Here is a 22,108-nt window from a genome sequence, read left to right as displayed (position 1 = left end):
GTCAATAGCCCTGTATGCTGGTAACTAAGGTGTTGACGGTCAGGGTCCAGCCATCGACGAGCACGAACAGCAGCAGCTTGAACGGCAGCGAGATGACGAGCGGCGAGAGCATCATCATGCCCATGGCCATCAGCACGGACGCCACCACCAGATCGATGATAAGGAAGGGGATGAACAGCATGCAGCCGATCTGGAACGCCGTCTTCAGTTCGGACAGCACGAACGCGGCCAGCTTGACCGTGAAACTATGGTCTTGCGGGCGCATGCTCGACGGCTCGCCGGCCAGGTGCGCGATCTGCGCCAGCGCGGCCTTGCTCGTCTGCGCCAGCATGAAGCGCGAAATGGGCACTTCGGCAATTTTCAAGGCTTCCTGCATGCCGATCTGGTCGCGGTCATAAGGCACGAACGCTTCCTTCCACACCTGGTCGCCGATGGGACGCATGACCAGCAAGGTGAGAATCAGGGCGATGCCGGTGACGATACGGTTGGGCAAGCCCTGCTGCAGACCGAGGGCCTGGCGCAGCAGCGACAGCACGATGACGAAGCGGGTAAAGCTGGTCATCATCATGACCATCACGGGCAGCAGCCCGAGCAGGGTCATGACGACGAGGATCTGCATCTTCACCGACAGGTCGGTCTTCGCGCCCGGCACCACGCCGGCGAGCAGGTCCTGCGCGCCGGCCGCGCCGCAGCACAGCATCAGAACAGGGACAGCCAGCGCGGCAGCCAGCGCGCCGCGGCGCCGGCTCAAGCCGGGTACCGCCAGCTTCATGCTGTCATCAGGTCGAGATTGAGGCCGTCGAGGTCGATGACTTTCAGGCCATAGTTCTCGCCGGCCACCACCACTTCGGCACGGCCGATCGGCGTGCCGTTGACCTTGATCACCAGCGGTTCGCCGGCCAGCATGTCGAGTTCGATCACGCTTTCCGGGCCGATGGCCATCAACTCTTCCAGCGAGATGCGGGCCGAGCCCACTTCCAGGGTCAGGGTGACGGGAATCTTGCGCATCATTTGCGGAATGTCGCGGCGCGCGCGGGTGCTGGCCACGTCGGAGACGTCGCCCTGGTCGATGATCATGTCATCGCCCAGGTCTTCCAGCAGGGTTTCGCTCTGGTTGGTATCGGTGATATTCATATTATTCGACATCTTCAAATGAGGTTAAACAGAGCTTGCCCTTGTGTTCGGAAACAGCCGCTGTAAATAAACGGGAGTCGTCAAGCATGACGTCGGTACGGCTCAGGCTGACTGGAATCACGTCGCCCACGCGCAGGTCGAACAAGGCGCCCAGCTGCACCTGCTTGCTGACGAGCCGGCCTTCCAGGGTCACTTGCAGGCGCGAAGCGAGCGGGCGTACGCTGCCGCGCAAGGCTTTCTTCGCTTGCGCGCGCTCGGGCAGCAGGCCGCGCAGCACGTCGGCCATCAGGCGCTTGTCCAGCGAGAACCAGAACTGGCCGCTCTGACCCGCCTCGACGTCGCTGAGCGCCACGGTGACGATCCAGCTGCCGCGTGCCGGATGCACGCCGGACTGCACAGCGACCTCGGCAGTGGTGTCGATGTCGCTGCTCTTGCCCAGGGTTTGCAGGTTCTTGTGGATGCGGGTGAACAAACTGTGGACCAACTGTTGTCCCAGCACCACAGCGAGGCGCTCTTCCGTTGCCGTCACGCGCACTTGCGCCGGATCGGGCAGCGCGCCCTTGGCGCCGGCACTACCGTAGCGATAGTTCAGCACGCTCAACAGTATCTGCCGTTCGAGCGCAAAGCCCGGCTGGCCGGCCGGCGTGGAAAAACTCAGCCAGCGGTTCACGCTGTCTTCGTTCTCCACGCGCGACAAGGTCACGGCGTCGATCTGGAAATTGCCCCAGTAGCGACGGCTCATCGGCTGGCGCAGGGCCACGGCCAGGTCGTCGCGCAGCTGTGCGCCGAATACATGCAGCAAATGGACAGGACGTCCAAGCAGACAGGAATCGAGGACTTGATGGCGCACAGTTTGATCTGTCTTGGTAATGATTGTCATGTAGTGGTCATGTCGGTATTGCGGTGGCAGAACAAATTATACGGATCGCCCGAAATTAAATACAGCATCATCTTGGCCTTGCCGACAGGTCTGCAAGCAAACGATTGCGCATCGTATCGCATGCTCGATGGCTACGGTGCTGAACAATACATGAAAAAGCCAAATATTGCCATGTATCAATATTCCTTGAGGCAATCCTCTCTTTACTTTATAGTTGCCCCGAGGTAAGCTTATAGCGAGAAAATAGTGATTTGCAGTGCGCCATTCCGCTTACCTGATTCCGGTTTTTATGGCAGTTTTCAGCTCCTCTTATTGCCACCAGAAGAAACTTTTATCAGATAATCATTAGTTGTCATGGCCATGTAAATCATGTCGGCGCAGGTCTGCCGGGTTTGTTTGAATCTGCTGAGCGGATGGTGTGGCAACTGATAAAACTGATGGGCCCAATTGAAATCGGGCCGGGCAAGATGGCATTCGATGTAATGCCTGCCGGAATGGCAAACCAGTAATTTCTGATTGATACGTCACCGCATATTGAAAGTAGAGGGCAAGATGAGCAACGAACTCGCAGGTCTGATCAAGGCCGATCTGGCAGCACTGAGCAATGACGCGCGCGCCCTGGGCGCCAGCATCGCTCCCGCCGCCCAGTTCGGCGCACCGGAACAATCCGGCTTCTCGTTTGCGCAAAGCATGAAAGACGCCATCGGCAAGGTCAACGGCGACGACCGCCTGGCCGCGCAGAAAATGAGCGACGTCGACAGCGGCAAGAGCGACGACATGGTCGGCGCCATGCTGGCCAGCCAGGAAGCGAGCCTGTCCTTCTCCATGTTGATGCAAGTGCGCAACAAGGTCATGGGCGCTGTCGACGAACTCATCAAACTGCCTCTGTAATCTTCACGTCCTGATCCACGCCCAGCCTCCCAGCGAAAGTTACCCCAAGTGATTACCACCATGAAGTCCGCATTTGCGCGCTGGCGCCCTGGCGCCCAGCCCGCCATCCCGCCCGCCCTGCTGAAAAACCTGGTTCCCATCGTCGTGCTGGCCATCGGCATCACCGCCATGGTGACCATGTACGCGTGGCGCGACCAGGCCAACTACAAGCCGGTGTTTGGCGCGCGCGAAAAAGTGGCCGTGACGGACATGATGGCCACCCTGGACGCCGAGCACATCCCCTACCGCCTGCATCCGGACAGCGGCCAGGTGCTGGTGCCCGACGCCATGCTGGGCAAGGTGCGCATGCTGCTCGCCTCGAAAGGTGTGACGGCGCAGCTGCCGGCCGGCCTGGAGCTGATGGACAAGAATGACCCGCTGGGCGTGTCGCAGTTCGTGCAGGACGTGCGCTTCCGCCGCGGCCTGGAAGGCGAGCTGGCGCAAAGCATCATGACGATGGACGCGATCGCTTCGGCGCGCGTCCATCTATCGATCGCCAAGTCGACATCGTTCGTCGCCAGCGATGGCGACAAATCGTCGGCCTCCGTCGTCGTGGCGCTGAAACCGGGCCGCACCCTGGCGCCGGAACAGATCGCCGCCGTCATCAACATGGTGGCCGGCAGCGTCGCCAGCCTGGCGCCTACGCGCGTGAGCCTGGTCGACCAGGGCGGCAACCTGCTGTCCTCGCACGTCGACCTGACGGACGGCTTCGACGCTTCGGCCGCCGGCAATGAAGGCGCGAAACGCTTCCAGGATGAGATCCGCCGCAACGTCACGGGCTTGCTGGGTCCCGTCATCGGCGAAGACAACTTCAAGCTCAGCGTGACGGCCGCCGTGAACAACGACCGCGTCGATGAAACGCTGGAAAAATACGGCGAAGCCCCGAAAGTGACGAGCGAGGCGATGCGTGAAGAGCAGGAACGCAACCGCACCGTGGCCGGCATTCCCGGCAGCCTGTCGAACCGTCCGCCAGCGGCCGCCGTGCCGGCACCGGCCGACGCCGCCGGCGCCGCACCGGCCGATGGCGCACCGAAGCCGTCCGACGATGGCACGGCCCGCAAGAACGCCACCACGCGCCAGTACGCGTATGACCGCAGCATCACGCAGATCAAGCGCAGCCGTGGCCGCCTGGAAAAACTCAGCGTCGCCGTCGTCCTCAACAGCGCCGCCGCACCGAATCCGAAAACAGGCTGGACCCCTGCAGAACTGGGCAATATCGAAAAAATGCTGACCAGCGGCCTGGGCATCAACGCCCAGCGCGGTGACAGCCTGAGCCTGACGGCGCTGGCCTTCCCTGCCAAGCCGCCCGTGGCGCAATGGTGGGAAGAGCGCGACACCGTCGTCGATTTCAGCAGCTGGCTGCTGTACGCGCTGGGCGCCGTGCTCGGCTACTTCCTGATCCTGCGTCCGCTGCTGCGCCTGCTGACCTCGCGCCTGGCGCCGCCGCCACTGAAACAGCTCGATCCAGCCCTGGCGCTGGGCGGCAGCCCCGCCGCCGCCAGCGCCAATGGCGCAGCCGTTGCCGCCGCGCCGGCCCTGGGCGTGAACGGCAACCCGCTGGCGCTCGAAGGCGAGGCCGGCGCCGGCAACATGCCGGTCGTGCCGCTGCTGGAAAACTATGACTTGCCGCCACCAGGCTCGGCGGTCGACGTGATGGTCGACCACCTGAAAGTGCTGGCGGAAAAAGAACCCGAGCGTGTCGCCGAAGTCGTCAAACAATGGATGCAGAAAAATGGCCGAACTCAACAACAGTAATCCCTCCGACGGCGCCGAATACGAAAGCGCCAGTCTGACCCCCGTGGAACAGGCCGCCATCGTGCTGCTGAGCATCGGCGAAGAACAGGCCGCCAACGTGCTGCGCTGCCTGTCGCGTGAAGAATTGCTGGAAGTCACGCAAGTGATGTCGCGCATGAGCGGCATCAAGGTCGAATCCGTGAAAACGGCCATGCAGACCTTCTTCGACGACTACCGCCAGCAAAGCGGCGTGCATGGCGCCTCGCGCAGCTACCTGAAGCGCTCGCTGGACATGGCGCTGGGCAGCGATATCGCGAATAGCGTGCTGAACAATATTTATGGCGATGCGATCCGCCCCAAAATGGCGCGCCTGCAGTGGGCCTCGCCGAAATGGCTGGCCGAATACATCGTCAACGAGCACGTGCAGATGCAAGCCGTGTTCCTGGCCTTTTTGCCGCCCGCGCTGGCCGGCCAGATCCTCGACGCCCTACCCGTCGAAGGCCGCGACCTGGTCTTGCTGAACCTGGCGCGCCTGGACGAGATCGACCGCGACCTGCTGGTCGAGCTCGACGAACTGGTGGGCCGCTGCCTGGGCACGCTCGACACGCAAAGCACCAGCGTGGAAGGCATCCGCCAGGCGGCCGAGATCCTCAACCGCATGCCGGGCAACCGCGCCGCGCTGGTCGAACTGCTGCGCGCGCACGACCCGGACGTCGTCTCGGAAATCGAACTGAGCATGTACGACTTCCTGATCCTGGCCACGCAGAGCGATGTCACGCTCACGCGCATCCTGGAAGACGTGCCGATGGAACAATGGGCGATCGCCCTCAAGGGCGCGGAACCGTCGATCCGCGACGCCGTGCTGAAAACCATGCCGCGCCGCCAGGCGCAGAGCTTCGAAGACATGATGCGCCGTTCCGGCCCCGTGCCGCTGTCGCGTATCGAACAGACGCGCCAGGAAATCATGGCCACCGTCAAGGGCCTCGCCGATGCGGGCGAGATCGAAGTGCAACTGTTTGCTGAAGCGGTGATCGAATGAAACACTTCCGCTCGTATCGTTTCCCGCCGCTGTCGCAATTCATCGCCGCCGGCCAGCGTGCCTCCAACGAGGACACGGATGGCCAGTGGCAGGCGTCCGTCTCGGAAGGTTTCGAGCAGGGCCAGCGCGACGGCTACGAAGTGGGCCTCGTGCAAGGCCAGCAAGACGGCTACGACACCGGACGCAACGATGGCATGGCGCAGGGCCGCGAAGAAGGCCGCAATGAAACCCTGGTGGCGCTGGACCGCCTGGCCCGCCCTGTCGACGCCATCTTGCGCGACCTGAAAAAAGTACGCGCCGACTACCGCGAAGCGCAGCGCAAGGAAGTGGTCGACCTGGTGGCCAAGGTGGCGCGCCAGGTGATCCGCGCGGAACTGGCGCTGCAGCCGGTGCAATTGCTGGCCCTGGTCGACGAGACCCTGGCCTCGATGCCGCCCACGCGCGAGGAAATCGACGTCTTCCTCAATCCGGAAGAATTGAAACGCATCAGCGAACTCGATCCGAAGCGCGCCAAGCGCTGGAACCTGATCGCCGACGCACGCCTCGACGCAGGCGAATGCCGCATCAAGGCGGGCGACAATGAAGTCGACGCGGGCTGCCATCAGCGCCTGTCGGCCTGCATGGAGCAGGTCAGCAGCCACCTGGCGCTGGCCGCCGAACACGCTGACCACGGCGCGCCTGCATGATCGCCGACACGCTGCGCAGCTTCGAGATCGGCGATATCCCGGTCGCGACACCGACCGGCCGCCTGGTCGGCGCTTCCGGCCTGCTGCTGGAAAGCGCCGGCTGCCGCCTGCACACGGGCCAGCGTTGTCAAATTGAAACTGTGAGCGGCGAGTGGCTCGATGCGCAAGTCGTCGGTTTCCGCGAAAAATTGTCCTACCTGATGCCGTTCAAGAAGGCGACGGGACTGACCACGGGCGCCAGGGTCCTGCCCCTGCCCGACAAGGCCAGCCTGCAGATCGGCCCGTCGTGGCTGGGCCGCATGGTCAATGGCCTCGGCGAGCCGATCGACGACCTGGGCCGCCTCGGCGGCGAACACGTCCTGGAAGTAACGCCACCGAAGGTCAATCCCCTGAAGAAACAACCGGTGGTCGAACCGCTCGACGTGGGCGTGCGGGCCATCAACAGCATGCTGACCCTGGGCAAGGGCCAGCGCGTGGGCCTGATGGCCGGTTCCGGCGTGGGCAAGAGCGTGCTGCTCGGCCTGATCACGCGCCAGACGGTGGCCGATGTCGTCGTCGTCGGCCTGATCGGCGAGCGGGGCCGCGAAGTGCGCGAATTCGTGGAAAAGTCGCTGGGCGCCGAAGGCCTCAAAAAGGCTGTGCTGGTGATCGCGCCGGCCGATGAATCGCCGCTGATGCGCATCATGGCGACCGAACTGTGCCATTCGATCGCCGCCCATTACCGCGACCAGGGCAAGCACGTGCTGCTGCTGGTCGATTCGCTGACGCGCTATGCGATGGCTTTGCGCGAAGTGGCGCTGGCCTTGGGCGAGCCGCCGGCCACGCGCGGCTATCCGCCGTCCGTCTTCTCGAACTTGCCGCAACTGGTGGAAAGCGCCGGCAATGGCGCCCACCCGGAAGGCAGCATGAGCGCCATCTACACGGTGCTGGCCGAAGGCGACGACCAGCAGGACCCGGTGGTCGACACGGCGCGCGCGATTCTCGACGGCCACATCGTGCTCACGCGCGAACTGGCCGAGCGGGGCCACTACCCCGCCATCGACATCGCCGCCTCGATCAGCCGCTGCATGGCGCAGGTGATCACGCCCACCCACATGCAGGCGTCGCGCGCGCTGAAAGCGTCGATGGCGCGCCATGCGCGCGTGCGCGATCTGATCCCGCTGGGCGCCTACGTGCCCGGCGCCGACCCGATCACCGACCGCGCCGTGCAGCTGCACGCGCCTATCGAAGCGTTCCTGTGCCAGGGCACCAAGGAAGAAGCGCCGATGGCGCCGTGCATCGAACAACTTGAACAGATCATGGGCTAGGAGCATACGTGAGCAACGCGCATACCATCCGCAACCTGACCACCCTGGTCGGCCTGCGCAGCACCGAAGTGGAACGCCTGCAAAGCGAAATGGCGGCGCAGACGGCCGTGCGCGAGCGCTACCAGAAAAACCTGGAGCGCCTGACGGGCCTGTACACGGATAGCGGCCCCAGCGGCGCCCTGCCCCTGGCCCTGTCCGTCAATTGCGGCAACTTCAAGCAAGCCGTCATGCAGATGGCCGACCAGCACCGTACCGACTTGCATTTGCACGAAGCCAACATGGCCGTTTCGCAACGCGCGCTGAATACGGCGTGGGCCAAGCGCGAGGTGCTGGACCAGGTGCTGACACAAAAACAAAAGCATGTTGCAAACGAGCAACAACGTGTCGATGCCAAGCGACAAGACGAACTGGCGACGCAATTCTGGTTCCGCGGACAGGTAAAATGAGTTTGTGTAAGTTTCTTTCAGGAAAACTTCACGAAACGGGAATGGGGGTCGCCTTGTACCGGTATATCCCTTTATTCAGGAGTCTGGCATGGCAAACGTAATTACTGCACCGCAATACGATCCGATCGTCACCGCAAAAAATCTGGCGACCAAGTCGGTAGCGGCGCAACAGGCCGCCCTGGCTGCGCAGACCGCGCTGGCCAGCAATACCTCCAGCGCGCTGGGTAACCTGAAATCGGCCATCTCGGCATTCCAGCTGGCGATGTCGTCCATGACGTCCAGCAAATCCGTGCTGAGCCAGTCCGCCACCTTCAGCAATACCGCGTATGGCACGGGCACGGCCGGCATCAAGGCGGCGCCGGGCAGCTACGCATTCTTTGTGGAACAACTGGCCACGGCCGGCCAGACTTCGTATGGCGGCTTGAGCAACACCATGCCTGCCAACGGCGGCGCCATGACCATCCGCATCGGCGACCCGCTGGCCGCCGTGACCGCCGACAACGCCTTCGACATCGACCTGGCCGCCGCCAACAAGGATGGCGACGCCTATTTGACGCCGCAGGAAATAGCCGCCGCCATCAATGGCAACAGCAAGAATAATGCGCGCGTCACCGCTTCCGTCATCAATATCGGTAACCAGGCGCAACTGGTGCTGACGTCGACGCTCACAGGCGCCGCGAATGCCGTCTCAATCGACACCAGCAGCGTGACGGATTCGGGGCTGCAGACAGCGCTGCAGAGCGACAAGAAAACCCTCGTCGAGCCCAAGGATGCCATCGTCTGGCTGGGCGCCCAGGGCACCGGCACCAAAATCACCCAGGCATCGAATACCTTCACCAACGTGCCCGACGTGAAAATGACGTTCACCAAGGCCATGAGCGCTGGCGAGAGCCCGGTCACCGTGACCGTCGGCACCGATAGCACGGGCACCATCGCCAATGTGCAAGCTTTCGTCGACGCCTACAACAAGCTGAAAAGCGTGATGGATGGCCTGGCCAGTCCCGGCAATCCGGAAAAGAACATCGCCGCCGGCCTCTTTGCCCACGACTCCGGCCTGAACGCCCTGCGCTCGAGCATGGGCGATGCCCTGCGCCTGAGCGTCGATGGTGTATCGCTGGTGGCGTATGGCATTACCGCCCAGCGCGACGGCACGATCAGCCTCAATACCGCCAAGCTGACGGCCAAGCTGGCGGACAATCCTGGCGGCCTGGACAAACTGTTCGGCAATAACAGCCTGTCGGCGCCAGCCGGCGTGCTCGGCGGTCTGGACAAGGTGCTGGGACAGTGGAGCAATGTCACCAAAGGCCAGATCACCCAACGCATGGCAGCGACGGACAAGTTGCAGAAAAGCCTGGCCCAGAGCAGCGAGCGCCTGACCAATCAGTACAACACGGCGTACAACCGCTTCCTGGACCAGTTTTCCCGCCTGCAGGTATTGCAAGAGCAAATGACACGCAATTCCGACATGTTCGATGCCATGTTCGGCAACGACAAATCCTAAGGCGAGCGTGCCTGCAGCACCGCGCCACGTTAACATAGCGAGAAGATAATAATGTTGAACAATGAAGCTTACGGCAGCTACCACGCCGTCAACCTGGATTCCCAGACCGCCCGCGCCACACCGGTCGAGCTGGTACTGGTGCTGACGGACGGCTTGCTGGAAGAACTGGCGCGCGCGCGCGGGCACATCGTGGGCAAGCGCTACGAGCAAAAGGCCATCAGCCTGGACAAGTGCACGCAAATCATCAACGGTTTGTCGAGCTCGCTCGATTTCGACAATGGCGGCGAAGTGGTCGTCAACCTGGCGCGCCTGTACGACTATTGCGTGGCGCGCCTGTACACGGCCGGCATCAAGCTGGACCCTACCCTGATCGACGAAGTGACGACCTTGATGACGACCATCAAGCGCGGCTGGGTGGGCGTCCAGGCCAACAATGCCTAGGCGCGCGGCGCTGCAGCAGCTGAGCCGGCAATTGAGCGCGGCAGTCGCTCAGCCGGACTGGGATGCGATGGAAAAACTCTCGGCCAGCCTGGCGAAAAACATCCCGCTGCTGGCCGAACGTGGCGCATGGAATGCGCTGGAACAAACAGAATTGTTGCATTTGCGCAAAATTCACGCGCAAGCGGTTAAAATTTGCTCTGAGGAAAAAGAACGCCTGGGTCAACACCTGGGTGCATTACAGGCAAATAAGGAAGGTTGGGTCGCCTACGCCGCGCTCGGCGAATACGACTCGGACGGGAATCAAGCATGATCATGAACTTCAACAAGGCACCGGCCGCTCCGGCACCGGCGGCCCCTGCGGCATCCGCACCAGCACCGGCGCCAGCGCCGTCACAAGCCGCTGCCTTGCCTGGCACGCCGGGCTATGCCGCCAATGGCGCCGCCCCTTCCGCCCTGCCCCTGTTTGCGCAGGTGCTCGATGTGACCGGCGTGGCAACGGCCGACGCCGACACGCCCGCGCCAGCCAACGACGGCGATAGCGATAGCCAGACCGACAGCAGCCTGCCAGCCATGGCCGCGCCCGTCATCAGCTTGCCGGTGAGCATGCTGCCGCCGGCGGACGCCGCCGCGGCCGAAGCACGCGCCTACGCGCAGGCGCAAGTACAGACACAAGCACAGACACAAGTGCAGGCAAATGTGGCGCAAGCCAACCCTGCGCTCAACATCAGCCTGCATCCGGCGGCGATCACCTTGAACGCGCCGGCAACGGCGCCAGCGCCAGGCCGCGACACGCGCGAGCCGCTGGCCGCCGCCAATCCGGCGGCACCCGCCAAAGGCAGCGCGCCGGCACAGCCGTTCGAATCGCTGCTGCAGCAAAGCGCTCCGGCCACGGCCGTCGCCGCCCCTGCCGTTGCCGCGCGCGAAGGCGAACGTGGCGCCGCGAACGTGGCGCCCGCCACGCCCAACATGGGCCTGGCGGGCGCGGTCGGCAATACGGCCACGGCGGCCGCGGCCGGCGACACCATCAAGCTCAACGGCCCAGCCCAGCAATGGCAGGAACCGCTGCGCGAAGCGCTGGGCGAACGCCTGCAGACGCAGATCGGCCGCAACAGCGAACACGCGACGATCCGCCTCGACCCGCCCATGCTGGGACGCATTGAAATTTCCATCCGCCACACGGCCGGCGCACTGCAGGTGAACGTCACGGCATCGAACTCGGAAGTGTTGCGCCAATTGCAAGGCATCGGCGAAAACATGCGCAGCGACCTGGCGCAGCGCCAGTACACCGACGTGGCCGTCAATATCAGCGCCACCCCGCGCAGCCCCGCCGCCCAGGCGTTTGCCGAGGGCGATGCGCGCGGCCAGCGTCAACCGGGCCGCCAGCACGATGATGCCGAGCCGGGCCGCGCCCTGTCCGACGGCAGCACTGCCGCCACCACTTACGCCATGCACGAGCGAGAGAGCGCCTGATGAATATGAAAATGAAACTGATAGCCGGCTTTGTCGGCGTGGCCGTGCTGGCCGCTGGCGCGGCTGGCGGCGCCATGTGGTATCTGGCCAAGCCGGTCGCCGGCCATGCCGATGCCGCCGAAGCGAAAGCCCCGCCGCCACCGGCCACGGGCAAGAAGGCGCGCAAGTTCCTCACGCTCGACAAAGTCATCGTGATGCTGCGCCGCGGCCCAGGCGACGGCGAAACGCATTATCTGTCGGCCGACCTGGTGATCGCCACCACCGAGGAAAAGGAAAAACTGACGAAGGACCATTTGCCGCTGATGCGTTCGATCGCCGTCAGCACCCTGTCGAGCTTTCCGCTGGACAAGGCGCAGACCATGACCGTGGAACAATATGCCGAGCAGATCAACAAGGCCTTCAACGTCAGCTACGAGCGCGAACAGATGGAAAAACCGTTCACCGAAGTCATGGTCGGCAAGCTGATCATTGAATAAGCCAACACGCCAGCCGACCTAGTGGGAGATCCCTTGGCCTATGTAGAGCAATACCAGGAAGCGTACGGCGCCGGCGAATATGCCGCCGCCAGCGCTTGCGCGGCCGTGCTCAGCGTTGCTGAAGAGCAACAACATCTGGTGGCATACTCCCCTCTGGTCAAACGCATCGTGCGCCAGCTCAATTCGCAGGTGTCGGGCGCCATCGACCGCGACGACATGGAACAGATCGGCCTGATGGGTTTACTCGAAGCCTTGCGCCGCTACGGCGTGCCGGACCAGTCTTTCGGCAGCTATGCCAGCCTGCGCATCCGTGGCGCCATCCTCGACGAACTGCGGCGCCAGGACTGGCGTCCGCGCGCCGTGCGCCAGGAAAGCCACCGCCTGCGCGACAGCGTGCGCGCCCTGACCCGCCGCCTGGGGCGCGAGCCGCTGGAAGCGGAAATCATGGCCGCCCTGAAGCTGACGCCGGAAGCCTTCCAGGAATACCAGCTGGCGGAAAACGCCGAGCTGATCGCCAGTTTCGACGAAGTGCTGCAGGAAAGCCTGGGACAGGCCGACAGCGCACCGAGCCCGGAAGAGCAATTGATGGTGCGGCGCAGCCTGGAGCAAGCCTTGCGCGCGCTCGACGAACGCGAGCAGCGCGTGATCCAGATGTATTACGAATTCGAACTGAGCTACAAAGAAATAGCCGCCGTACTGGACCTGAGCGACGCCCGCGTCTGCCAGCTCAACAAAACGGCGCTGGGCAAGATGAAAGCCATGCTGCAAGACGCATAAGTTTCAGCACTATCCATCAAATTGACGCAGCACAATGACGCAGAAAGGCAGTTGACATGGTAATTATCGGTATCTTAATCGTGATGGGGTGTGTATTCGGAGGCTTCGCCCTGATGGGCGGCACCGTCCACGCGATCTGGCAACCGGTCGAGCTGATCATCATCATCGGCGCCGCCGTCGGCGCCCTGGTGCTGGGCAACCCGAAGCATGTACTCGGTGAAATGCTGCACCAGATGCGCAAGATCGTCACGCACAAGAAGCAAGGCTCGGAATTCCAGCGCCAGTTGCTGCTGCTGATGTATGAACTGCTGCAAACGGCCGCCGGCGGCCTGAAGGCGCTCGACGCCCACGTCGAGGCGCCGCGCGAAAGCGCCCTGTTCCAGCGCTACCCGCTGGTGCTGGAAGAGCCGAAACTGCTGGCCTTCATCGTCGACAACTTCCGCTTGATGGCGATGGGCAAGATCAACGCGCATGAACTCGAAGGCGTGCTGGAGCAGGAACTCGAGGCCATCCACGACGAGCTGCTGCAACCGTCGAAGTCCTTGCACAAGATCGCCGAAGCCATGCCCGGTTTCGGCATTCTGGCCGCCGTTCTCGGTATCGTGATGGCCATGAATTCCGTGGCCGATGGCGCCGATGCGGCGGAAATTTCGGAAAAAGTGGGCGCCGCCATGGTCGGTACCTTCATCGGTATTTTCTTCTGCTACGGCGTGCTCGATCCGATGTGCAACATGATGAAGCAGCTGGTGGGCGAGGAAGGCTCGACCATGGAATGCGTGAAGGTCGTGCTGGTCACGCACGTGGCGGGCAAGCCCCCCCTGCTGGCCATCGATGCGGGCCGCCGCCTGGTGCAGCTGAACATCAAGCCGAGCTTCGCCCAGCTGGAAAGCTGGATCAATGCGCTGGAAGATGGCGGCGCCGAACAAGAGCAAGGCCAAGGCCGGGGAGGCCGCCGTGCTAAAGCCGCATGAGAAACATGAACAGGCCATCATCAAGCGTGCGGGACGCAAGCACGACGACGATGGCCATGGCGGCGCCTGGAAAGTAGCGTTCGCCGACTTTTGCCTGGCCCTGCTGTCGCTGTTCCTCGTGCTGTGGCTGATGGCCGCGCGCGAGCAGCAGGCGATGAAGGAAATCATGATGGATGCGTCGGCCAGCAGCCGCCAGGGCGAAGGCCAGGGCGTCATGCCGGAACAGAGCGGCGGTCCGCGCGGCAGCCTGATCGAGCGCTTCCCCATGCCCCGCAAGGGTTCGGGCGACACGCGCACGGAAGGCAAGCAGATGCAGGATGGCAAGGCCGGCGCCGCGCCGCAAAACCAGACCAAGGTCAGCTACCAGTCGCCGGAAGACTTGCTGTCGCTGTCGCGCGCGCTCGACAAGCTCAGCGACGAAGCGGGACTGAAGAGCAATTTGCAATCGGTGATCACGCCGTACGGCTTGCGCGTCATGCTGCACGATACGGACAAGCAAGGCATGTTCGTGCGCGGCAGCGCCGTGCCGACCGACCGCTTCCGCAAGCTGCTGCGCCAGATGGGCCCCGTGTTTGCGCAAATGGAAAACCAGATGCTGATCGTCGGCCACACGGACTCGATGCAGTACGCCAATACGGGCTATGAAGGCTTTTCGAACTGGACCCTGTCGGCCAACCGCGCCATGTCGGCGCGCGCGCAATTGTTGATCGGCAGCATGAGTCCGGACAGCGTGCTGCAAGTGGTGGGCATGGCCGACCGCGCGCCGCTGGACGTGAAAAATGCCAGCGCCGGCATCAACCGCCGCATCGAACTGTTAATATTGACGCGTGGCCAGGCCGACAGCATCGCCGCCATGTTCGGCATGGCCGGACAAAAGCCGCAAGGCGACGAATTGCAGGTGGGTGAACCGGACTCCGGTACCCTGCAGCGGCTGCGCGAAAAACTGGGCCTGCCCGCAAAGAAAGATCGGGACGAGCATGCAAATTAAGGGCAAGGGACAACGTATGAAAATCTCCTCCGGCAATACCGGTGCTGCCGTGCGCAGCAGCGCCGTCGCGCCTGCCGAGGCGATCGCCGAGAACGCGGGCGCCGCAGGCGCCATGGGCGGCTCGTCGGCCGGGGCGGAACTGCAATCGGCCGTGCTGCAACCGGCCATGGCCGCCCTGCGCGCCATGCCCGAGATCGACCATGAAAGAGTGGCCATGCTGCGCGATGCGCTGGCCAAGGGTGAATTGCCGTTCGATCCATCGAAACTGGCAGGCTTGATCCAGCGTTTCCACGGCGGTGAATCGTGACCGCGCCGCGCAAGGGCATCACGCGCCAGGAAGCCGTGCGCCGCGTGCTGCTAGGCATGACGGAGGACCGCGCCGGCTATGCGGCACTGCAAACCTTATTGGAAGAGCAATTCCAGGCCACCTTGCACCACCAGAGCGCCCGGCTGACGGCGCTGGCCGACCAGGTCATCGCCGCTGTCGAACCGCTCGATGCGCGCCGCCGCCAGCGGGTCAGCCTCGTCACTGCCCTGCTGGGCCCGCAAGGCGATATGGCGCAATTGTTTGCACTGTTGCAACAAGACGCGCGTACGACCGCCCAGCGCGACTGGGCCGCGCTCGAGCAGATGGTGCTCGAATGCAAACGCCTGAATGCCCGCAACAGCGATTTATTAACAGAGCAGTACAGCATCATGCAGCGCGTGCTGCATGGCGAGGAAGATACGTATGCGCCAGGCTGATTTCCTGACCACCCGCGCCACGACGGCGACGCCATCGACGGCGGCGACAATGGCCGTGCAGAGCAATATGCACGCTACCCCTGCCACGGTGGCCACTGGCAGTTTTGGCAGCGTGTTCAAGCAGGTGCAGGGCGAAGTGACCCGCTTCATCGAACAGGGCGGCGGCAACGCCACCAGCCTGAGCCCGCAAGGACGCGCCTACCTGGAGCAAAGCCAGCCCGTCAATGTGCTGGGCAGCATCAACCAGGGCGGCGAGATCGGCGAGACACAGCAGCAATTCCTCGCCTCGATCAAGCCATGGACGCAAGAAACGGGCGCGCGCCTGGGCGTGGCGCCGGAAATCGTCGCCGCCCACGCGGCGCTGGAATCGGGCTGGGGCCAGCGTCCGCTGCGCCAGGGCACGGGCGCGGACACGAATAATCTGTTCGGCATCAAGGCCGGCGGCAAATGGCAGGGCGACGTGGCCAGCAATGTCACCACCGAATACGAGGCGGGCAGCGGCACGGCCCTGAAGAAAACCGAGCGTTTCCGCAGCTACCCGGACCAGGCCAGCGCCTTCCGCGACTATGCGCAAGTGTTGCTCGACAACCCGCGCTACCGCGCCGCCCTGAACACGGGTGCCGACGCGGGCGCCTTCGCGCAAGGCCTGGCGCGCGGCGGCTATGCCACCGATCCCAACTACGCCGCCAAGCTGACACAGCTGGCGACACGCCTGCAGCGCACGGCCGCCGCAGACTGATCTCCTCAACGGCCGGCAATATCGGCCGGTTCCACCACGCCCGCATCGACCACCCTGGCACGTATCACCGTGCCGCTGGTGGCGTTGCGCACGCGGATCACTTCGCCCAGCGCGCCCGGATCCATCGCTTCGCCTGCCATGCTCACTTCCACCTGCTCCTTGCGCGCCACGATGCTGACCGCACTGCCCCGCTTGATCAGCACGGGCGACGCCAGTTGCCCCTGGCGCAGCACTTCGCCGGCACGCAAGCTGCGCCGGCTTGACAGGCCTATCGCGCCCGGCAAGGCAGAAATACTGTCCGGCACCATCGTCACGTCGCGCCGTGCCAACGTCACGTCGCCCGATTGCAACGGCGTATTGGCCGTGACGGGCACGCTGGTGACGGCCACCTGGGCCGTGATACTGCCGCGCGCCAGCATTTCGTAACGCCAACCGTTGCTTCCAGGACACACCGCGATAAAGCGCATGCGCTGCGCCGAGCGGCTATCCGCCGTCTCCAGCGCGACGGGCGCCGCGCACGCGGGCACGGGGCGCGTGCTTTTCACGACGGTCACCTGAAACTGCGGTTCCAGCAGTCCCGCCGTGGCCGCCTGCTGCGCCAATTGCTCACGCGCCAACTGTTCCACACGTGAAAATATATTGTCGGCTGGCAATTCTGCGCGACCTGCACTACTATATAGGCTGGCCAGGAAAAAGATGCCTGGAAGCAGTATTTGACGACATTGCGCCTTGTTCCACATCACGGAATAGTTCTCAAAGTAAATCATTGCTAACCTTAATCAAAGATACTGAAGCGGCATGACCTTACCATGCGTCAACATGACCTGGCTGGAATTTTACCTCTGCACCACCTGTTTTCTGGCCCGAACCGCAAAAAGCACGATCGAATTCAACACAAAGGATGACCATGGGGATTAATTTCAAGGATGCGCTGGGTGTGCACGCCGATGCACTCGCGCTGCGTGCCGACCGTACGCGCGTGCTGGCGGCCAACATCGCCAATGAAAACACGCCCGGCTTCCAGGCCATGGACATGGATTTCGGCAGCGCCCTGCAGCAGTTGCAGGACAACGAGGCCGGCCTGCTGTCGACCGATGACGATGCCAGCGCCCTGTACCGCGTCCCCTACCACCCCAGCCGCGACGGCAATACCGTCGAAATCGGCGTCGAACAGGCGGCGTTCTCGCAGAATGCCACCGACTTCCAGACCAGCCTCACTTTCGTCAACATGAAACTGAAGGGTCTGTCCAAGGCCATTTCCGGACAATAAGGATCAGCATGAGCTTCCAGGATATTTCCAAGATCGCCGGTTCGGCGATGGCGGCGCAAACCGTGCGCCTCAATACCATCGCCAGCAACCTGGCCAATGCCGATTCCGTTGCCGGTTCCGAAGGCGAAACCTACCGCGCGCGCAAACCCGTGTTTGCGGCCGTGATGGATGGCCCCGGCGCCAGCGGTGCCGGCGGAAGAGTACAGGTGCTCGACGTGGTGCAAAGCGACGAGCCGCTGCGCAAGGTGTACGAACCGGGCCACCCGATGGCCAATGCCGACGGCATGGTGTTCTACCCCAACGTCAACCAGGTAGCCGAGATGACCGACATGATGTCGGCCTCGCGCGCCTTTGAAACCAATGTCGAAGTTCTGGGCCGCATCAAATCGATGCAGCAATCGCTCCTCAAATTAGGTGAAGCATAATCCATGGAAACCAATCTCTTTACAAACAATACCAGTGGCAGCGGCGGCAGCAACAATGCCGTCAAGTCGCAAAGCAATGCCACCCAGGATATGTTCACCAAATTGCTGGTCGCCCAGATCAAGAACCAGGATCCCCTCGCACCGACCGACCCGAGCCAGTTCGTCAATCAATTGACGCAGCAGGCGCAGACGGAAGCGATGCAAAACCTGTCGTCGCTGACCAGCGCCAATGCCAGCGTGCTGCAATCGATGCAAGTACTGGCCCTGGGCGCGCAAGTGGGTTCCGAAGTGATGGTCAACAGTGAAACGGTGCAGCTCGACAAGAGCAAGGTCAGCGGCAGCATCGCGCTGGCCGCCAGCACCACCAAGACCACGGTGACCCTGAAAGGGCTGGACGACAAGGAATACAAGATCGAACTGGGCGCCAAGTCGGCCGGTACGGTGCCGTTCAGCATCGATCCCGTGGCCCTGGGCTTGCCTGCCGGTACCTACAGCATGAAGGTCACCACCAGCGGCGCCGAAAAACCGACGGTCGACATCGCAGGCAAGCTTAACAGCGTGCGCCTGTCGTCCGGCGGCAGCATGATACTGAGCGTGTCGAACCTGGGCGAAGTCAACCCTGGCGCGATCACCGGCTTTAACGGCAAGACGGCCTGATCCGCTCGCCCCTTCGTTTCCTGCACACTAATCTCGTCCTTCACTAAAGGAAATCAACATGAGTTTCGACATCGCCCTGTCCGGTATCCAGTCCATCAACCAACAGTTGAACAGCACCAGTAACAATATCGCCAACGCCGGCACCTACGGCTTCAAGAGCAGCCGCGCCAACTTTTCGGCCATGTACGCCGGTTCGCGCGCCACGGGTACGGAAATCGGTTCGATCACGCAAAGCATGTCGCTCAATGGCGGCGTGCTGAACACGGGCCGCGCGCTCGACGCAGCCATCGACGGCCGCGGCTATTTCGTCGCACGCGATGCGCAAAACACCATGAGCTACAGCCGTGTCGGCATCTTCTCGGCCAGCAATGAAGGCAAGCTGATCGATTCGAACGGCCGCCTGGTCCAAGGCTACGCCGCCGTCAAGGGCAGCACCACCCTGGGCACCATGGGTGACATGATCATTCCGACGGGCCAGATTCCCGCCGTGGCGTCGACCAAGCTGGCGTATGCGGCCAACATGTCGTCCGAATGGACCATCAAGGCTGTGCCCTTCAACAAGACCAACGAACTGAGCTACAACAGCGCCAAGACCTCGATCGTCTACGATTCGCTGGGCGCCAAGCACTCGCTGGGCCAGTACTTCGTCAAGACGGCAACGGGCGTGGACGTGCACTACACCTTCGACAACGCCGACGTGACACCGGTGACGAGCATGACCTTCGACACGAATGGCAAGCTGGTGACCGGCACGGCCGCCGCGCCAGCGCTGCCGACGCCGGCTGGCGCCGCGGCACTGGCGATCGCCATCGACTACACGGGCACCACCCAGTACGCTGGCGAAGCGACGACCTCGACCGACCGCGCCGATGGCTATTCCTCGGGCACCTACACGGGCGTGGAACTGGCCGATGACGGCTCCGTCGTGGCGAAATACACGAACGGCCAGAAGCAAAGCATCGGCGTGATCGCCTTGGCCACCTTCCCAGACGAAGGCGCGTTGACGGCCGTCAACGATACCAGCTGGGTCGCCTCGACCACGTCCGGCACCCCCATCTATGACCGCCCGGGCGTCGGCATGGCCGGCAAACTGGTAACGAGCTCGCTGGAACAGTCGAACGTCGACATCACCTCCGAACTGGTGGGCCTGATGACGTCGCAGCGTAACTACCAGGCCAACTCGAAGGTCATCTCAACCGAGAACGCCATGCTGCAATCGCTGATGCAAGCGCTGTAATCCACGATACGCAAAGGTAAAGAGCAATGGATGCGCTGATTTATACCGCCATGAGCGGGGCCGACCGTGCCCTGCGGGCACAGCAGGTACACGCCAACAACCTGGCCAATATTGAGACGGGCGGCTTTCGCGCCAACCTGGAAGTGTCCACTGCCCAGCCGCTGCAAAACGGCTATGGCTACGACGACCGCCACATGACGCAGACGCAGTCGAGCGCCATCGGCACGCGCACAGGCGCCATCAAGGAAACCGGGCGCGAACTCGACGTGGCCGTCACGGGCCCCGGCTTTCTCGCGGTGCAATGGCAAAACGGCGAAGCCTACACGCGCGCCGGCGCCATGGACCTCGATGAAACGGGCGCGCTGACCATCAACGGCCGGCCCGTGCTGGGCGAAGGCGGACCCATCACGATTCCCGAGCACACCAGCCTGTCGATCGGCGGCGATGGCACGATTTCCATCCAGGTGCCGGGCACCGCGCAAATGCAGACCGTCGACAAGCTCAAGCTGGTCAATGCGGAATCGGGCGAGCTGACGAAGAACGAAGCGGGCCTGATCGTGGCGCGCAGCGGCGAAGACTTGCAGGCCGACCCGGCGGTACGCATCCGCGACCGCCACCTGGAAGGCAGCAACGTCTCGGCCGTCGAGGAAATGGTCGCCACCATGAGCCTGAATCGCAGTTTCGAGATGCAGATGAAAATTTTCAAGGCCAGCGACGCGATGACTGAATCCGGCAACCGCCTGCTGGGCGCCTAAGCCCAACGCCAACCAATTACCAGGAGTAAATCATGAATCCAGCAATGTGGATCAGCAAGACCGGCGTGCAGGCACAAGATGCCAAACTGCAAGCCATCGCGAATAACCTGGCCAACGTCAATACCGTTGGTTTCAAGCGCGACCGCGTCGTCTTCGAAGACCTGTTTTACCAGGTCGAGCAGCAGCCGGGCACGCAGCGCGCCGACAATACCCTCTCGCCATCGGGCGTACAGCTGGGTAACGGTACCCACATGGTGGGCACGCAAAAGGTGTTTACCACCGGCAGCCTGCAAACGACGAGCCGCGAATTCGACGTCGCCATCACCGGCAACGGCTTTTTGCAAGTGCTGCGCCCGAACGGCGAAGCGGCCTACACGCGCGCCGGCCAGCTGGGCATCAATGAAAACGGCGTGATGGTCAACGCCCAGGGCTTGCCCCTGGTGCCGCAGATCACCGTGCCGAACAATGCCACGGCGATCACCATCGGCGAAAACGGCATGGTCACGGCCACCGTGCCGGGCAATGTCGCCGGTACCGAACTGGGCCAGTTGAACCTTTCCAGCTTCGTCAACCCGACGGGCCTGCTGGCACTCGGTGAAAACCTGTTCCAGGAAACGGCATCGAGCGGCACGCCGACGGAAGGCCGTCCCGGCGAAGGCGCCCTGGGCAAGCTGAAACAGTTCGCGCTGGAAGGCTCGAACGTGCAGGTGGTCGAAGAGATGGTCGACATGATCGCTGCCCAGCGCACCTATGAAATGAACACCAAGGTGCTGTCGGCCGCCGACAATATGCTGCAATACCTGGCGCAAGCGGCACGCTGATGACAGCCGCAATGAAAGCCACGGCCGCCATGCTGCTGGTGTTGATGGCCGGTTGCGCCAGCCAGCCTATGGCGCCGCTGGCGCCCAGCTTTTCCGATACGCCGCTGCCCGTGGCGCCGCGCAGCGCTGCGCAAGGCGGCGTGAGCGGCGGCGTCTTCAATCCCGACGCGGGCCTGGCCCTGACTTCCGATAGCCGCGCCTTCCGGGTCGGCGACGTCGTCACGGTGGCGCTGCAGGAAACCACGCAGGCCAGCAAGAAGGCCGGCACCTCGTTCAACAAGGGCTCGTCCGTCGGCGTGCAGGCGGCCAACATCCTCGGCAAGACCTTCCCCAAGACGGGCATCGACCTGTCGGCCGACCGCAATTTCGCCGGCGACTCGACCAGCACGCAGCAAAACGCGCTGTCCGGCGCCATCACCGTGATCGTGCAGGAAGTGCTGCCGAACGGCTTGCTGCGCGTACAGGGCGAGAAAACCCTGACCCTGAACCAGGGTGAAGAATTCGTGCGTCTGCGCGGCTATCTGCGCGCGGCCGATATCGATTCGAACAACCAGGTGTCATCGTTGCGCATCGCCAATGCGCAGATCGCCTATTCCGGCCAGGGCACCCTGGCCGAAGCCAACAAACCAGGCTGGCTGACGCGCTTCTTCGTCGGCCCATGGATGCCGTTTTAAGGTGAG

Annotated in this window: 28 protein-coding genes; 24 read left to right on the top strand and 4 right to left on the bottom strand. The window is 63.1% G+C overall.

Annotation, left to right across the window (positions count from 1 at the left end):
* Position 1: 1 nt before the first annotated feature.
* The 3 genes from fliP to AC54AG_RS16840 are packed head-to-tail and all read right to left on the bottom strand — an operon-like array spanning position 2 to position 2,014.
* A complete protein-coding gene (fliP, locus tag AC54AG_RS16850; protein ID WP_070303090.1) occupies positions 2-772 on the bottom strand; it encodes a flagellar type III secretion system pore protein FliP in 771 nt (256 codons plus the stop codon).
* Positions 769-1,134: a FliM/FliN family flagellar motor switch protein gene (locus tag AC54AG_RS16845; RefSeq protein WP_034757866.1), complete on the bottom strand. Its 366-nt coding sequence runs from the start codon at positions 1,132-1,134 to the stop codon at positions 769-771. Before AC54AG_RS16845 ends, fliP begins: the two co-directional genes overlap by 4 nt.
* A 1-nt stretch (position 1,135) precedes the next feature.
* Positions 1,136-2,014 (bottom strand): FliM/FliN family flagellar motor switch protein, encoded by an 879-nt coding sequence (locus AC54AG_RS16840; RefSeq protein WP_070303089.1) that lies wholly within the window; start codon positions 2,012-2,014, stop codon positions 1,136-1,138.
* A 552-nt stretch (positions 2,015-2,566) separates the two neighbouring features.
* Between AC54AG_RS16840 and fliE the strand changes: the two genes are divergently transcribed.
* The 17 genes from fliE to AC54AG_RS16755 all read left to right on the top strand — a co-directional run bounded on the left by fliE (position 2,567) and on the right by AC54AG_RS16755 (position 16,263).
* Positions 2,567-2,905: a flagellar hook-basal body complex protein FliE gene (gene fliE, locus AC54AG_RS16835; RefSeq protein WP_034757853.1), complete on the top strand. Its 339-nt coding sequence runs from the start codon at positions 2,567-2,569 to the stop codon at positions 2,903-2,905.
* A 60-nt stretch (positions 2,906-2,965) separates the two neighbouring features.
* The gene (fliF, locus tag AC54AG_RS16830; RefSeq protein ID WP_338682015.1) at positions 2,966-4,699 is read left to right on the top strand and encodes a flagellar basal-body MS-ring/collar protein FliF; all 1,734 of its coding nucleotides are present in this window, start codon (positions 2,966-2,968) and stop codon (positions 4,697-4,699) included.
* A complete protein-coding gene (locus AC54AG_RS16825) occupies positions 4,677-5,717 on the top strand; it encodes a flagellar motor switch protein FliG (RefSeq protein ID WP_034757846.1) in 1,041 nt (346 codons plus the stop codon). Before fliF ends, AC54AG_RS16825 begins: the two co-directional genes overlap by 23 nt.
* Positions 5,714-6,403, top strand: a complete 690-nt coding sequence (fliH, locus tag AC54AG_RS16820) for a flagellar assembly protein FliH (protein ID WP_034757841.1) — start codon at positions 5,714-5,716, stop codon at positions 6,401-6,403. The genes AC54AG_RS16825 and fliH overlap by 4 nt, the downstream gene beginning before the upstream one ends.
* Entirely contained in the window at positions 6,400-7,710 is a 1,311-nt protein-coding gene (gene fliI / locus AC54AG_RS16815) for a flagellar protein export ATPase FliI (protein WP_072454560.1), read from the top strand. Before fliH ends, fliI begins: the two co-directional genes overlap by 4 nt.
* Before the next feature lie 8 nt (positions 7,711-7,718).
* A complete protein-coding gene (locus AC54AG_RS16810; protein WP_051991901.1) occupies positions 7,719-8,156 on the top strand; it encodes a flagellar export protein FliJ in 438 nt (145 codons plus the stop codon).
* Positions 8,157-8,244: 88 nt separating this feature from the next.
* On the top strand, positions 8,245-9,657 hold the full coding sequence (gene fliD / locus AC54AG_RS16805; protein WP_034757833.1) for a flagellar filament capping protein FliD: 1,413 nt from the start codon (positions 8,245-8,247) through the stop codon (positions 9,655-9,657).
* 51 nt (positions 9,658-9,708) lie between these two features.
* Positions 9,709-10,098 (top strand): flagellar export chaperone FliS, encoded by a 390-nt coding sequence (gene fliS, locus AC54AG_RS16800; RefSeq protein ID WP_034757830.1) that lies wholly within the window; start codon positions 9,709-9,711, stop codon positions 10,096-10,098.
* Between the two features lie 31 nt (positions 10,099-10,129).
* Positions 10,130-10,408 carry a hypothetical protein gene (locus tag AC54AG_RS16795; protein ID WP_254671605.1) on the top strand — a complete coding sequence of 93 codons (279 nt, stop codon included), beginning with the start codon at positions 10,130-10,132 and terminating at the stop codon, positions 10,406-10,408.
* On the top strand, positions 10,405-11,568 hold the full coding sequence (locus AC54AG_RS16790) for a flagellar hook-length control protein FliK (RefSeq protein ID WP_496630995.1): 1,164 nt from the start codon (positions 10,405-10,407) through the stop codon (positions 11,566-11,568). Before AC54AG_RS16795 ends, AC54AG_RS16790 begins: the two co-directional genes overlap by 4 nt.
* Positions 11,569-11,579: 11 nt before the next feature.
* Positions 11,580-12,044 (top strand): flagellar basal body-associated FliL family protein, encoded by a 465-nt coding sequence (locus AC54AG_RS16785; protein ID WP_307788883.1) that lies wholly within the window; start codon positions 11,580-11,582, stop codon positions 12,042-12,044.
* A 33-nt stretch (positions 12,045-12,077) separates the two neighbouring features.
* Positions 12,078-12,821 (top strand): FliA/WhiG family RNA polymerase sigma factor, encoded by a 744-nt coding sequence (locus AC54AG_RS16780; protein ID WP_034757822.1) that lies wholly within the window; start codon positions 12,078-12,080, stop codon positions 12,819-12,821.
* Positions 12,822-12,877: 56 nt separating this feature from the next.
* Positions 12,878-13,792 carry a flagellar motor stator protein MotA gene (motA, locus tag AC54AG_RS16775; RefSeq protein ID WP_034757817.1) on the top strand — a complete coding sequence of 305 codons (915 nt, stop codon included), beginning with the start codon at positions 12,878-12,880 and terminating at the stop codon, positions 13,790-13,792.
* Positions 13,719-14,780, top strand: coding sequence for a flagellar motor protein MotB (locus AC54AG_RS16770; protein WP_051991897.1), 1,062 nt, complete (start codon positions 13,719-13,721; stop codon positions 14,778-14,780). The genes motA and AC54AG_RS16770 overlap by 74 nt, the downstream gene beginning before the upstream one ends.
* Positions 14,781-14,796: 16 nt before the next feature.
* Positions 14,797-15,087 carry a flagellar biosynthesis anti-sigma factor FlgM gene (gene flgM / locus AC54AG_RS16765; RefSeq protein ID WP_034757812.1) on the top strand — a complete coding sequence of 97 codons (291 nt, stop codon included), beginning with the start codon at positions 14,797-14,799 and terminating at the stop codon, positions 15,085-15,087.
* Positions 15,084-15,524 carry a flagellar export chaperone FlgN gene (gene flgN, locus AC54AG_RS16760; RefSeq protein ID WP_083292696.1) on the top strand — a complete coding sequence of 147 codons (441 nt, stop codon included), beginning with the start codon at positions 15,084-15,086 and terminating at the stop codon, positions 15,522-15,524. Before flgM ends, flgN begins: the two co-directional genes overlap by 4 nt.
* The gene (locus tag AC54AG_RS16755) at positions 15,511-16,263 is read left to right on the top strand and encodes a glycoside hydrolase family 73 protein (RefSeq protein ID WP_319993020.1); all 753 of its coding nucleotides are present in this window, start codon (positions 15,511-15,513) and stop codon (positions 16,261-16,263) included. The genes flgN and AC54AG_RS16755 overlap by 14 nt, the downstream gene beginning before the upstream one ends.
* A 5-nt stretch (positions 16,264-16,268) precedes the next feature.
* Here AC54AG_RS16755 and flgA read toward each other — a convergent pair whose 3' ends face one another.
* Positions 16,269-16,889: a flagellar basal body P-ring formation chaperone FlgA gene (flgA, locus tag AC54AG_RS16750; protein WP_254671603.1), complete on the bottom strand. Its 621-nt coding sequence runs from the start codon at positions 16,887-16,889 to the stop codon at positions 16,269-16,271.
* Positions 16,890-17,170: 281 nt separating this feature from the next.
* On the opposite strand from flgA, the gene flgB reads away from it, so the two are divergent.
* The 7 genes from flgB to flgH are packed head-to-tail and all read left to right on the top strand — an operon-like array spanning position 17,171 to position 22,102.
* Entirely contained in the window at positions 17,171-17,533 is a 363-nt protein-coding gene (flgB, locus tag AC54AG_RS16745) for a flagellar basal body rod protein FlgB (RefSeq protein WP_034758109.1), read from the top strand.
* Between the two features lie 8 nt (positions 17,534-17,541).
* Complete coding sequence (gene flgC / locus AC54AG_RS16740) at positions 17,542-17,958, top strand: flagellar basal body rod protein FlgC (protein ID WP_034757795.1); 417 nt, start codon at positions 17,542-17,544, stop codon at positions 17,956-17,958.
* Between the two features lie 3 nt (positions 17,959-17,961).
* A complete protein-coding gene (locus AC54AG_RS16735; RefSeq protein WP_496630992.1) occupies positions 17,962-18,615 on the top strand; it encodes a flagellar hook capping FlgD N-terminal domain-containing protein in 654 nt (217 codons plus the stop codon).
* Between the two features lie 58 nt (positions 18,616-18,673).
* Entirely contained in the window at positions 18,674-19,852 is a 1,179-nt protein-coding gene (locus AC54AG_RS16730) for a flagellar hook protein FlgE (protein WP_070303085.1), read from the top strand.
* 26 nt (positions 19,853-19,878) lie between these two features.
* Positions 19,879-20,607 carry a flagellar basal body rod protein FlgF gene (locus tag AC54AG_RS16725; protein ID WP_034757782.1) on the top strand — a complete coding sequence of 243 codons (729 nt, stop codon included), beginning with the start codon at positions 19,879-19,881 and terminating at the stop codon, positions 20,605-20,607.
* A gap of 32 nt (positions 20,608-20,639) precedes the next feature.
* Positions 20,640-21,428, top strand: a complete 789-nt coding sequence (flgG, locus tag AC54AG_RS16720) for a flagellar basal-body rod protein FlgG (RefSeq protein WP_167468652.1) — start codon at positions 20,640-20,642, stop codon at positions 21,426-21,428.
* Positions 21,428-22,102 carry a flagellar basal body L-ring protein FlgH gene (flgH, locus tag AC54AG_RS16715; RefSeq protein ID WP_034757772.1) on the top strand — a complete coding sequence of 225 codons (675 nt, stop codon included), beginning with the start codon at positions 21,428-21,430 and terminating at the stop codon, positions 22,100-22,102. The genes flgG and flgH overlap by 1 nt, the downstream gene beginning before the upstream one ends.
* Positions 22,103-22,108 lie beyond the last annotated feature (6 nt).

It is taken from the genome of Janthinobacterium sp. BCJ23 (assembly GCF_059617945.1).
The sequence above is the reverse complement of the archived record's forward strand: the minus strand, read 5'-3'. Positions and strand labels throughout refer to the sequence as shown.